The following is a 13,000-nucleotide window of genomic DNA, read 5'->3' as shown; positions in this document are numbered from 1 at the left end:
GCTCTGCATTAGTATATTGAGCTGAACTAGTAGTATGAGAAGGTGCAGGGATACCTGGCTCTGCGTTAGTATATTGAGCTGAACTAGTAGTATGAGAAGGTGCAGGAATACCCGGCTCTGCATTAGTATATTGAGCTGAACTAGTAGTATGAGAAGGTGCAGGGATACCTGGCTCTGCGTTAGTATATTGAGCTGAACTAGTAGTATGAACGGAAGATACAGTTGACTCAGATTTTGCTAATGCTTGATTTGGAAATAGAGACGTGTATGTGATAAATATAGTACCTACTATAGAAAGAACTGCAGATTTTTTTAACATTTTAATAACACTCCTTTAATTGGTTTTCTTAATTTCAATAGTAAAGGATAGGAGTGGTTAAAAAGAATAAGTTAAAAAACGCCATTTTTTAACTTATTTTTCATGTATTAAAAGATGGTAATTTAACAAGAAAAAAGCAAGTGTATAAGCAAAGAAAATCCTCCATATGGAAGATTTTCTTTGCTTATACACTTGCTAAGGCGATTTTGAAATATTTAGCAGACATTTTATATGATCGGTTATTGTAAAAATGGTCTCCTAATTCATTAGCTAGTTTTTGAACTAGAGAATTCTGTGCAGTTTCTTGTCCCAATTCAATAGCTTTTTGCATCTCTTTTTCATAAGAGTAGTGATCCCCATGTGTTTTAAAAATTAAAGCTTTATAGCTGTGCAACTCTATGATAACATAAGGCATTTCGTGCTTGCTGGTAAGATAAAAAGCATCAGCTAATAATTTATTAACTTCTGGCCAATTTTTTAGTTCTATATATATTTCGATTAAATGACGTATAGAATATATTTTATTTGTTTCTTCTTGATGAGACTCGCTCATTATAATACAATTCTGAAAGAATTCAATAGCAGTATTATAATCTTTTAACCCTTGGAAAATCCTCCCGTAATAATGTTTTATAATAGATAGGTAGGCTGAATGGTTTAAAACTGAAACAATTTTTTCAGCTTGTTTTAAATAAGTAAGTGCTTCATCATACATATTATCTAATTCGTATTGTAAGCTTAGAGTGATAAGGGTTGCTGCTATTTGTGAATTAAGATTTAAATGGGTATATATATCGTATGCTTTTTTGCAATACAATCGACAAATAGTTAAATCTTGAGAAACTCGTTGTTTAACTAAACTTAAACTATAATAAAGGTCAGCGCGTTTTAAAGAAATTTCATCTTCCATCAAATTATCAGCTTGTGAAAAGTATGTATTTGCCTTGATATAATTTTGTTTTGTATAAAAATAACGACCACATGCTATAAGATAATATGCATAATCAGCATGCCACTGATCTTCTATGGTCTGAGGTATTATATTAAATGAACGATATAAATAATCTTCTGATTTAGTTAATTCGTTTGTTTTTGTATAATAAGTTATGAGTACACCAAAAATTTTAAGTGTTATAAAGATAGAGTGTGTTTCGCGAGTATGCAATTCTAATAAAGATAATTCTTTTTCTGTAATTTTTGTTTCTTCTTGATATGTATTACATATTTGGACTAGATTTTCTTCAAATCCGCTTATATTTACTTCCACAAGAAAAGAAATATCGATTTCTAATTTTATTGATATGGCTTGTAGAAATGAATAGGAAGGTTTAATTTGTCCATTTTCAATCCTACTTAAATATGGAATAGAGCATATTCCTGATACTAATTCTCCTTGTGTTAATCCTTTGTGAATCCTAAGTTGACGAATCCTTTCCCCTATTTGCATAATTCCACCCCTTGCTTGAATATTCAACATACACAATTGGTTTTATCTGTAATTTTATTTTATCACATAATTTAATTATTTTGAATTATTGGTAGGACCACATCACTATCAAGCTTAAGAGACTAAAATGTTAATGATGAAGAAAAAAAAAGAGTAAAATCTATAATTTTAAGGTGGTATTGGAGGTCATATGAAAACTAATAAACTCAATTCTCCAATGGAAGCAAGTTACAGAAAAATTAAAAACTTTAGGCTGAAATACATTCTACTTAAGAAAAACAACCTACATATATAATTTTTTCTTCTCTTCCACTTCTAAACTTAGTAAATCTATTCTAGAAAGATAGAAATCATTTTCATCTTTCTCTACATTACAACGATAACAATAAACCAAAACTATTCCCCTTCAAAATAGTTTTTTTACTAATAAGCATTAATTTTATAATCTGTTTTTCTTAAATTTCACGTACTATATCTGATTGATAAAATCACATGCTGCAATAAGACCTATTCTAACCCTCCGTTACCTTATCCCCTAACCAAGTAAATTATAATTCCCTTATTTATTCCTCTATCTTAGTGAGTAGTTCTCTCAAGGTCTTATACAATCTCATATTTTTTTAACTTTTCTTCGCAATTAACCTTGACTGGAGGTTTTAAGATTTTTTATCATGTGGGAACGATTATGGAATACGGCTGGAAGACAGAGTTATCCCCTACTTTGAACGATCACAAAAAAATAATCGATCAAAATAGATGGATAAGCGTCTTTGTTTTTTCCATGCGGTCACTTATACGGTATCCGTATGTATAGACCCTGTTCACTCAGCGATTTTCACCGCATACACCCTTTTTTCTATGGCTTGTCCTTGTAATATCGTCCCTACACGACAAACTGAATATACTCCCTAGCACCGTAATGCTAACGATAACCCCCCGAACCTTTTAGAGAATCCTCCCTGGGCAAGTTCTCGCCCCCCCTCACCAAAAGAACAGGATTCCAGTGAGGGGTGCTGTTTTTGTAGGCGTATACTCTGTACCCCCTGCACGACCAACAGCTAGCCACACCGTAACACGTTCCCGCCAAATGTATGCAGCACGGAATCACGGCTTATCAGTTTTTATTTACGTGGTTTCAGGCAATTCCACGCGAACAAAAAACAAAAAGGCATCTCCAATTCCTAAATAACCTGTACATTCACAAGACTTCTAGGTTTAGAGATGCCCGTTATATATCTTTTGGACTACAAAATAATCAATTCTAGCATTTACTAGTTGAATTTTAGCCAAATCATAGATAAAATGGGTATATCAAATAAGCCTAGTCGAAAGATATAATTGTTTAAGGATAGTGGTGGTACACTACTTAAACCTAATTCCTGCTTGGTTTCAGGTTATCCTAGTAAGTGTTGGTATCAATTACTAGAAATGAGTCATTCCCGCTAAAGGTTGGTAGCCGATAGCATATGGGAGTGGCTTTTTTATGTTCTGTTCATATTCAATTGTTCTATCGATCTTCATTTATTTAAAATATCAAAATATGTTTTGTTTTGTAGAATGATGCTTGTTGTTTATTACGTTACAACAAGCTTTTTTGTTTGTAAACAGCGAAATGACAACTTAAAACTACGCATAAGTAGAAATGTAGAACTACGAAAAAGTGTAAAAGTATACTTTTCTACCTGACTTTCAAATTCAGTATACCCCTCCCAACTTACGCATAAGTAGAAATGTATACTTTTAACCCCATATTTTATATTCATTCATCCTTAGAAATTGTAATTAACCCTTAGTTACCAGTATATAGAGAAAAACCACATAAACTACGCGTAAGTAGAAATGTATACTTTTCTATCTTCAAAATTACCCATCATATAAACTACGCATAAGTAGAAATGTAGAAAAGTATACTAAAAAATCTTACGCTTTAGTATACTTTTCTACTCTTTCGATAAATCCGTTTAAAAAATATAAACTTTTCTACGGTATACTGTTGCGAATATTGTATGTAGATGTTAAATTTTACTCAAAGGTATACTTATTCGGAGTTTTATGGAGGGATGTCGAAAATGACTAGACAAGCAACTACATACGTGATCGGTAACTTTAAAGGTGGAGTTGGAAAAACAAAAACAGCAACAATGTTAGCTTATGAAGCAGCTACTGTATTTAATGAAAAATGTCTTTTAGTGGATATGGATCCTCAGGGTAACGCTACAAGAGTCCTTGCAAAAACAGGTGACATTGAACAAATAGACAAGTCTATTACGGATGCATTTCTAAATCAAAATTTAGAGAATGAGATTATTCCAGTCATCGAGAATTTGGACATTGTTCCATCTAATACATCATTTAGAAAACTATCAAAACTCCTCTTTGATATGTTCCCAGAGGATGAACTCGCACAAATTACATATTTAAAGAAATTACTTGAACCATTAAAAGATAAATATGATCGTATTTACATTGATGTACCACCAACAATCAGTGACTACTCAGATAACGCTATGATAGCAGCTGATTATTGTATCATCGTTCTACAAACACAAGAGTTATCTTTAGAAGGTGCTCAAACATATATCGCTTATATGCAGTTCTTAGCAGAAACTTATGATGCAGACCTACAAGTTTTGGGTATTATTCCAATGATGCTACATCAAGGAAAACGAGTGGATAATAAAGTATTACAACAAGCTCAGGAAATGTATGGTGGAAACGTTCTAGATACAATCGTGAGATATCAAGAGCGGCTAAAAGTGTACGATATTGAAGGAATCCATAAAAATGTTAACGTTAGCGGAAATATTGATATGTGGGATAAAAAGGCTCATCAACTATTCATCGATGTTCTTAGCGAACTTAATGAACATGAAAACTATTTTGCTACTATTAATGCTTAAGGAGGGGGTTCATAATGCCTAAAGTACCATTTCAGCCTATAGTCACAGAACCTGGAAACACTTTAAATGACAAAGGTGTGCAGATAAAAGGAACTAACGATTTTAGTCGTAATAGTGAGTCCGTTAAGAAGCAAGTTATTAAACCTATCATCAATAAAGCAAAAGTAACTGCTCCTGAGAAGCCAGATCAACGTTTAGTTCCATCTAAAACGGCTAAAATTTCACCAGCTGTTTTATTAAAGCTAAATACACTTAAACCATTTATAAAAGAACAAGAAAGCATGGATAAAGCATCAATTAATAGTATTATCGATATGCTTCTTGAAAGCTATGTAAATACTAAGCTAACAACGAGACAATCTGAAGGTTATAAAGGGATGTACAAGCACCTTTATGAAATGCTGTAAAAGAAATAACAAGCAAAAAGTTTTAAATAGGAGTGGTATCTGTGGAAAATAAGAATAATTCATTTGTAGTAACAGTTACGCCTATTACTGACAACTCAGATTTAACTACGAACACAGAAAAGAAAATACAAGCGGCTGAGAAAAAGAAATTTAAAAACCAACAAGGAAGTATTAAAATTCCTAGCCAATTCAAAGAAGAACTTGAAGCACTAATGAAAATTACCAATACAAAATTCGCTCACGAAATAATTGATTTACTTATAACTCATTATGTAGAAAATGAATTAACTGCAGAGCAAAAAATGAAATTTAAGTTACTGATCGGAATATAAAAAGAAGTATCCCTTGTTCTAATTAGGGGTACTTCTTTTTATTGTATATCTAAAGACACATACAAACTTCAACTAAGTAGAAATGTATACTTTTCTACTTTATCGTACTTTATTAAAACCCCTTACCAGAAGCGCCACCACAGCTTTTTCTTTTCTTTCGTAGCAGCGACTTCATCCCGAAATTCCTGCATTAATCTCTTCGTTTCCTGCATCTCACATAGCGTTTTCATCAACGTCTCATCTCGAGCTTCCAATCGTTTTTCCACTCGCTCATTATGTGCTTCTATGCTCGCTTTAACTTCTTCGTTGCTTTGCTTAGCCTGTTCACTTAATCGTTCTTCCATCACTAATATACTCTGATTCATTTCTTTCGCCATAACGCTGTATTGTTGTTGGAGTTGCTGTTGAGTGTGGAATGGGATTAGATCCGTTTCTTGGGATTCCTCTGTCTCCGCATTTGGATTGGCAATTTCTAATCTCTGCGCAATCATCTTCGCTGCCTTCTCTAGTGTCATGCCGTCATGCTTGCTGAGTTCAATTAACTTCTCAATCACCATAACGTCATGATCTGTGTATTGGCGTCTGCCGCGATTATCCTTCTTTACAGCAAATCCCTCGCGTAATAATACTTCCATGTACTTTCTAAGGGTGCTATCACTTATTCCTAGTCGTTTGTATACTTCACTAGCAGAATAAACAATTTCATCCGTCATAACGTCACAACACCTCCTAATGAGAGTATTCCATGGTGGTTAAGAAATTCCTGCAAAGAAAAAAGCCTTGTTTATACAGGACTTTTAACGGTATTACTTTTCTTTGTATTCTTCGTTGGAGCTATTTATTCGTTTAAATTATATAGGCAGGAATTTAAATAATGCACTTGCAAGAAACAATAAAAAACAGTAGTGATTTTATACACTACTGTTTTTTATTGTTCATTTTCGAATGTAAACTTTTGAATAAAAATTTACATTAAAAAGAAGCATAGAAAAACATTTTATACTTCTTTTTTTATAAACAACTCAATTCCCTTTAATTATTGACTTAAATTCACCAATAATAGAGCTAATCATTTTTTTAAAACTATCATAAAATATAGGCAATAAAATTCCTAATCCAAAGACTAATGATGATTTTATACATATCCCTACAAATATTAAGATAAAACTTATATAGAAACTAACGTAATTTTTATCATCAATCTTTATTTTTTTTTGAAACTATCATTTCCCTTTATCAGATCATCTAGTGTTACATTGTAAAACTCACTAAGAATAATCAAATTATCAATATCAGGATAGCTTTTATCATTCTCCCATTTATAAACAGCTTGTCTAGTTACTCTAATTTTTTTCGCTACATCTTCTTGGGAAAGATTTTGTGATTCACGAAACTTTTTTAATTGTTGACCTAAACTCATCCCCTTCACCTCTTAAAAAATTATTACACATAAAACAATAAAAAATAAAGAAACTATCAGTTCTATACATGTAAACCAATAGTTCACAATTGGGTACCACCAGCATTTCGGAAAAAACCCACGCTAAGCAAAAAATAAAATAAGCTGTCCATATGGGCAGCTTATTTACATAATTTTCGTTCTCGGAAGTTGATCTTGTAGCGCTTTTTCTCGTAATTCACTATGTTTTCCAAAGAAAATAGTGAAAGGCAAGGCGATGAATACATTTACAAAATGACAAAACTGTAAGAATACACGAATGTTTGTAAGAAAGTTCGATGTTTTCCTTTTTCTTTTTTTATTATAGTGAAAAAGAAGAACGAAATATTCTCTTATGTAGGAAAGGAAGATAATAATGATTGATCTATTAAATAAATGGATGTTAGAAAGTACAGGCAATTTCAATATCGTTGTAGGACTTACAGCACTTCTATTTTTGGGTTCAGTAATTGCACTTATTATTATTTACAAAAAAATTGGTAAACCAGATGAAAGAACAAATGCTATTTATTTAAAAATTACTTCTCGTATGTTTACTACTCAAATTCTAATGAATGCTATATTTATTTCTTTAGTTGGTAAAGATATTGAGAATTTCCGTCAAATCTTTATATTATTTGAAGCTTTTGTATTCTTTATTGGAGCTATTTATTCATTTAAATTATATAGACAGGAATACAAATAATTCACTTATAAGAAACAATAAAAAACAGTAGTGATTTTATACACTACTGTTTTTTATTGTTCATTTTCAAATGTAAACTTTCATTTTTAGTTAACTGTATATCCATTGTGTAAACTAAATCGATAAAAAACATGATTTTAACCATTTTTATCATCAAATACACTAATAGGGGTACCGCCAGCATTTTGGAAAAAAACCACGATAAGCAAAAAATAAAATAAGCCATCCATTTGGACAGCTCATTTACATAATTATCGTTATAGGAAGCTAATTTTTAATATTACAGCAATCTCCTCTCTTGTTCAGAGATAAGTGTAATCCACACCGATTAATCATTTTCACCTGAATACACTTTTAAATCTTCCATTGCTATGGCTATAGCATGTTTTTCTGTATCAATTAACGATATTCCTTGTTTAATAGGAGCCCAATGCTTATATCCATAATCCTCAAACCACGCAAAAACTTCTGTAGTGAAAAAGCCATTATTTCGTTTGATAACTTGAACCTTGTATCTTTTGTTTTGGGAAACAATCTCTTTAATGATTTCTGTCATTGTCTATCTCCTTCTACCTTTTATCCAGATTGTACCACATCAAGAATATAGATAATAAAAGGTATTTTGATTGCATATTCTATTCATGTCAGGTTAACATAACGTCCTATTATCGGTACTGAAAAAGGATCTTCGATTGAAGATCCTTTTGTATTTATTATCTTCCACAATCGCGCCCGATTGCGGAATAATGATTTAACTTAGTTGTCATCATATTAATTCCTGAAAATCCACTGTTTATTGAATGATCAAAATCTTTTATTGCGATATTAGATATTTTTCTTTGAAGATGGGACTTAATTGACTCCAAACATCAAATTTATTACCATTTAAATCATAAAAAACAAAGTTCTTTCCAGTGTGTCCTCTGTTCTCGATTTCTCCAACTTTTATTTCTTTTTTAATAAAATCACTATGGATTGATTCAAGTGCATTTAAACCATTAACTTCAAATGTTAAAGAGAAGCGCTCTTCATCACAAAAATCGAAAAAATTTAAGCTTTGATTTGCTTGGGATTTAACTAAAAAAAAACTTTGGTTTGCAAAGTTAAGAATAGCCTTGTCTTCATCTTTATAGCTTAACTCTGCACCTAATTTGTTTACATACCATTTTGAAGAAAGTTCTACATTGGTAACAGGAATATAAATAGTTCCAACCCTCAACAATTTATCTTTCATTCTACTCTCTCCTTTCAGTAATTCAAATAGCATTAATAAATATGTTCTCTTTTTATGTACCTATTGCCTTTGAGAATTTCACAAGCTCGTTCCATTAAATGGCTCTTTAGTTGAAGAAGATCTGAAAGGGTTGAATGCATGCTCTATACAAATCTAGTTCACATAACGCACATTATCGGTAGCAAATAAAACAAACAAACCTTTGATACAATTGGGTTTGTTCGTTTTATTTTTGTATTATTCTATGCATCATTTTATACATTCCTATCCTGGCGTGAGTTTTAGGGTTCTCGTTTGTTACTGGATTAGCCAAAAAACTGTATAAAATCTTGCATACTCTTAGCCTGGTTTTTTTCCGAAATGCTGGCGGTACCCCACAATATACTTTGGCTTTAACTTAACATTTAAAAAGACCTCAAAATATAAAAATTAAAATATCCAATGTAAACTTTTAGATAGAAGTTTACTTCCAGATACCATAAAAAAAGACAGCTTTAACTGAATAAGCTATCTTTTTCATTTCACCTAAGTTTCCACTAATTTGTTGGTTTTAAAAACTTAAATACTAATAATAAAAAGCTAAATAAAATAAAAACTTGAGCGTCTTGACTAGGATTGCCATCATAACTATCTTGTATCTCAGTAATTAATTCATGTGCTTTCATTTATCTCATCTCCTTTTGGTCTATTTAATTTATTAAAACAACAAATTTTGAATTCCTCTTTATAACTTAATATTATAATTATAATACAAAAACTGGAAATATCTATAAAATCCACCTTAAATTAACCTTAAATAATTAGACCTTTTTATCATTCATCAATGTAAACTTTTCATTATTAGTTTACATTCAATTACCCTTAATCATTGACTTCTAGCCAATTCCCCTGATATCCTCATTTTATATAAAAAAAGTATACATTCAAAACACTATAAATAAAGAGGTCTAATCAATGAACAAAAAACCACATCTTATTGATGTACAACCCATCCGAACAAAAGAACAGATTGAAGATATGAAATGGGCTCTCAAACGTCATTGTTCCGAACGAGACTATATTCTTTTTCTTGTTGGAATTCATACAGGTCTACGCGTCAGTGATCTACTCCAACTTGAAACACAAACCATAGTAAAACTAAAACGAAAAAAGAGAAAAGAATTCAAAATCAAAGAGGGTAAAACAAAAAAAGAACGCATGATTAACCTTACTTCTATTTTTGATGAAGTTTATTCCTACGTCCAAACTTTAGAAAGTACCTGGTTATTCCCCTCTCGAAAAGGAGAGAAATCCATTAGTAAGATCCAGGCTTATCGACAATTGCAAAAAGCCGGAGATTTTGCCGGTATAGAATCTATCGGGACTCATACGATGCGCAAAACCTTCGGTTATTGGTTTTATAAACAAACAAAAGATGTAGCCATGTTGCAAGAAATTCTAAATCATAGCACACCACAAATCACATTAAAATATATCGGTATCAATAAAGAAGAAAAAGACAACATTCTTGATACATTTTTTCTTTAATATACTTAACTTCCACATTATTCAACAACTTAAATTAGCGAACTTTAAATGTTCGCTAATTTAAACTAATATATACTATTTATTATCTTCTTTAACAATAGAATTAATTATACTTTGTTTTATTACACCAGGCTTTTCTGTTTTAACATAATTAGGATTTTCTAAAGAAAACTTAATACTTTCTAATGCTTTTATCAAATATAAAATCTTAGAAGACTTCCTACGAAATAACTCTTCTAATAAGGATACTTTAATAGGCATCCAAATCGAAAAAACTGAAATAGCTATTATCAATATCATTGTAGCCAAATACCATATTGCTTTTCCTAAATCATCAATTCCACCATGATTATAAATCCAGCCATTAAATGCTGACCATACCGGAACAGCTAATAAAAAAAACAAAGCAAAATAACTAGATAAGGTATTTAATAAATTCAGTTCATTAACTTCTTCCTTTCTCTCTTTTAACGCATTTAATAAAAAATCCAATGATTTTTCATTAAGTTTTGAATCGCTCCCCAAAATCTTTCTGTCATATAAATAGGTTTGAATAATTAAATAAATAAAAACTTTCCAATGCTTACTTTTAAAAGAAATATTATATTTAGTAATACAAGTAGAAATCGCTAAACGAAATACAAATAAATACATACAACATATAAATAACGTTATATAAACTAAAAAATAAAGTAGTGAAGCATAAAAAGGATCAAAAAAAATATATTGTCTAAAAGAATTATTCAAATAAATAAACACTAAAAACCCAATAAAAACTAAAACAAAAATAGAAATAACACTAAATAATTGTTTTCGAACATCCTTATAAACCAAGTTCCATATATTTAACTTTTTTAAATAAAAATCTAATAATTGCTCTTCAAACATATAAAATACTCCTTAAATTAAAATTTGATCCTATTAAAAACCTATATAGCATGAACTTTTGTTTCTACTTCTTTTTTCTTTTGTTTTTCCTTTTCTTTCAATACATAATCTAACAACTTTTTAAAATATATAATTTTAGATTTATTTTCACTAGACGAATTTAAATTTCTTAATATCCTTATCAGGCCATATGATATCAAAATAAAAATCATTAATTGACCAAAAATATACAATTTGGGATAAATACTAGGTTCAACAAATATAGATATATAATCTTTTAAAATAAATCCAAAAAGTATACCTATCAAATTAAAACCTGCTGACGAACCTTTAGAAGTATCATAAATTTCCTCTAAACTTTCAAGTCTAAAAAGAGCATGATTAAGAACATCTTCATTTAATTTAAACAAAGATTCTTCTTTCTTCTTTACATCTGAAAAATCATCAAAATTTTTACATAAAAAATTTCGATCTATAAAAGAAACTAATTCCTTATCAGAAGAGAGTAAAATTTTATTTATTAATTTATCAGTATTCATAATATAACTCCTATTCATTAAATATTACATTACAAATTTAGCTATAAAAAATAAAAAAGACTCTAATTTAAAGAGTCCTTTTTATTTAATATAACTAAGCACCTCTTTTAGACGAATTCATCGCTATTACATTTAAAATGTAATATACAAATTCATCAATAAATATAACATAAAATAATAATTATATATACAAAAATTGTAAAAACAAAAGAACAAAAAATAAATTGATAGTCCAAAATCCAGCATGCAACACAACGTTGCATGCTTTTTTTATAACGCTACGATGCGTTTCTTACTATTTAATATTAGAATAATTAAAGTAATTGAAGGAGGTACATATATGGACATTGGGAAAAAAATAAAACATTTAAGATTAATAAATAAAATGACACAAGAAGATGTAGCCAGCCAATTATTTATTTCAAGACAAGTTATATCTAAATGGGAACTAGGAAAAAGCCTTCCCGATCTAACCAATTTATTAGCCTTAAGCAATCTATTTAATGTTTCAATTAATTCTTTATTAAAGGAGGATTCAAATTTGCAAAATCAGATAATAAAACAAAGCAATTATAAAAGATATTTACTAATAGCCTCTCTGTATATATATTCATTAATTACTATTGTTGTTATATTTTATTGTCTCATTGCCTTTTTACTTATACCAAAAGACATAAAAACATCAGATCTAAAGGTTATTAATTCCCACTTTTATCAAGAAAGCGATAAAAAAGAAATTCTATATATTTATAGTAAGTTAACACCTTTCTTCTCCAATTACTCAGGAGATTATAGCATTGAAACAAAAGATCATGAAATAAACATTCATGCTCATCGAAATTCAATTCCTTTTAGAAATAAAGACGTTTTATTTTCAATCGAAAAAGATATACCTCACGGGATAGATTGGCAAGAAAAAGATGTTTACATTGTAGACGAAAACAATAACAAAATACTTATATATAACCACAAAAATAAACAACTATATTATCAAACAAAAAATTAAAGTAGGTGATCAAAATTAAAAACATCTATAAATATACTTTTATAATAACCACATTTATCCTTAACATAATCAGTACTCTACTAATTGCAAAGACAGGATTTGCACCAAACGTTATAGTATTTTCTATTAGCTTTTTATTTTTCACCATTTTATTTCAATCAATCACAATTCTATTCATTATCTATATGATTAAAAATGATGTATCTAAAAAAATAAAAATAATTTTATACGTTTTTTTAACACTAGATATATTTATC

The 13,000-nt window shown here is 29.8% G+C and carries 14 protein-coding genes and 1 pseudogene; 6 read left to right on the top strand and 9 right to left on the bottom strand.

Annotated features, from left to right (window positions below; translation table 11 throughout):
* Nucleotides 1–319 (bottom strand): hypothetical protein (locus tag ABH957_RS28755; protein WP_404512828.1); only part of this gene is annotated, 319 nt, incomplete at its 3' end.
* A gap of 184 nt (nucleotides 320–503) precedes the next feature.
* Nucleotides 504–1,796: a helix-turn-helix domain-containing protein gene (locus ABH957_RS28750; protein WP_404512826.1), complete on the bottom strand. Its 1,293-nt coding sequence runs from the start codon at nucleotides 1,794–1,796 to the stop codon at nucleotides 504–506.
* Between the two features lie 2,039 nt (nucleotides 1,797–3,835).
* Here ABH957_RS28750 and ABH957_RS28745 point away from each other — a divergent pair.
* From ABH957_RS28745 to ABH957_RS28735, 3 genes are read left to right on the top strand one after another with little or no spacing between them, the layout of a single operon-like run.
* Nucleotides 3,836–4,666, top strand: a complete 831-nt coding sequence (locus ABH957_RS28745; RefSeq protein WP_404512824.1) for a ParA family protein — start codon at nucleotides 3,836–3,838, stop codon at nucleotides 4,664–4,666.
* Between the two features lie 14 nt (nucleotides 4,667–4,680).
* Complete coding sequence (locus ABH957_RS28740; RefSeq protein WP_404512822.1) at nucleotides 4,681–5,073, top strand: hypothetical protein; 393 nt, start codon at nucleotides 4,681–4,683, stop codon at nucleotides 5,071–5,073.
* A 41-nt stretch (nucleotides 5,074–5,114) separates the two neighbouring features.
* Nucleotides 5,115–5,405, top strand: a complete 291-nt coding sequence (locus ABH957_RS28735) for a hypothetical protein (protein WP_404512820.1) — start codon at nucleotides 5,115–5,117, stop codon at nucleotides 5,403–5,405.
* Between the two features lie 122 nt (nucleotides 5,406–5,527).
* Here ABH957_RS28735 and ABH957_RS28730 read toward each other — a convergent pair whose 3' ends face one another.
* Both ABH957_RS28730 and ABH957_RS28725 read right to left on the bottom strand, forming a co-directional pair.
* The gene (locus tag ABH957_RS28730) at nucleotides 5,528–6,118 is read right to left on the bottom strand and encodes a MerR family transcriptional regulator (RefSeq protein ID WP_404512818.1); all 591 of its coding nucleotides are present in this window, start codon (nucleotides 6,116–6,118) and stop codon (nucleotides 5,528–5,530) included.
* 309 nt (nucleotides 6,119–6,427) lie between these two features.
* Nucleotides 6,428–6,825: pseudogene (locus ABH957_RS28725) on the bottom strand (helix-turn-helix transcriptional regulator).
* 394 nt (nucleotides 6,826–7,219) lie between these two features.
* On the opposite strand from ABH957_RS28725, the gene ABH957_RS28720 reads away from it, so the two are divergent.
* Complete coding sequence (locus ABH957_RS28720; RefSeq protein ID WP_016083241.1) at nucleotides 7,220–7,549, top strand: hypothetical protein; 330 nt, start codon at nucleotides 7,220–7,222, stop codon at nucleotides 7,547–7,549.
* Between the two features lie 328 nt (nucleotides 7,550–7,877).
* Here ABH957_RS28720 and ABH957_RS28715 read toward each other — a convergent pair whose 3' ends face one another.
* The 3 genes from ABH957_RS28715 to ABH957_RS28705 all read right to left on the bottom strand — a co-directional run bounded on the left by ABH957_RS28715 (nucleotide 7,878) and on the right by ABH957_RS28705 (nucleotide 9,448).
* Nucleotides 7,878–8,105: a hypothetical protein gene (locus tag ABH957_RS28715; protein WP_098430888.1), complete on the bottom strand. Its 228-nt coding sequence runs from the start codon at nucleotides 8,103–8,105 to the stop codon at nucleotides 7,878–7,880.
* A gap of 258 nt (nucleotides 8,106–8,363) precedes the next feature.
* Nucleotides 8,364–8,783: a VOC family protein gene (locus ABH957_RS28710; RefSeq protein ID WP_404458345.1), complete on the bottom strand. Its 420-nt coding sequence runs from the start codon at nucleotides 8,781–8,783 to the stop codon at nucleotides 8,364–8,366.
* A gap of 536 nt (nucleotides 8,784–9,319) precedes the next feature.
* A complete protein-coding gene (locus ABH957_RS28705; protein ID WP_002193554.1) occupies nucleotides 9,320–9,448 on the bottom strand; it encodes a hypothetical protein in 129 nt (42 codons plus the stop codon).
* A gap of 289 nt (nucleotides 9,449–9,737) precedes the next feature.
* On the opposite strand from ABH957_RS28705, the gene ABH957_RS28700 reads away from it, so the two are divergent.
* Entirely contained in the window at nucleotides 9,738–10,310 is a 573-nt protein-coding gene (locus tag ABH957_RS28700) for a tyrosine-type recombinase/integrase (RefSeq protein WP_404512816.1), read from the top strand.
* A gap of 75 nt (nucleotides 10,311–10,385) precedes the next feature.
* Here ABH957_RS28700 and ABH957_RS28695 read toward each other — a convergent pair whose 3' ends face one another.
* Both ABH957_RS28695 and ABH957_RS28690 read right to left on the bottom strand, forming a co-directional pair.
* Entirely contained in the window at nucleotides 10,386–11,198 is an 813-nt protein-coding gene (locus ABH957_RS28695) for a hypothetical protein (RefSeq protein ID WP_404512814.1), read from the bottom strand.
* Between the two features lie 41 nt (nucleotides 11,199–11,239).
* On the bottom strand, nucleotides 11,240–11,737 hold the full coding sequence (locus tag ABH957_RS28690; protein ID WP_002130758.1) for a hypothetical protein: 498 nt from the start codon (nucleotides 11,735–11,737) through the stop codon (nucleotides 11,240–11,242).
* Nucleotides 11,738–12,077: 340 nt separating this feature from the next.
* On the opposite strand from ABH957_RS28690, the gene ABH957_RS28685 reads away from it, so the two are divergent.
* Nucleotides 12,078–12,743, top strand: coding sequence for a helix-turn-helix domain-containing protein (locus ABH957_RS28685; protein WP_404512812.1), 666 nt, complete (start codon nucleotides 12,078–12,080; stop codon nucleotides 12,741–12,743).
* Nucleotides 12,744–13,000: the final 257 nt, after the last annotated feature.

Source organism: Bacillus sp. RC242, assembly GCF_044908245.1.
Taxonomy (GTDB): Bacteria; Bacillota; Bacilli; order Bacillales; family Bacillaceae_G; genus Bacillus_A; species Bacillus_A mycoides.
Note: the sequence above shows the minus strand (reverse complement) of the source record. Positions and strands in the feature narration are given on the sequence as shown.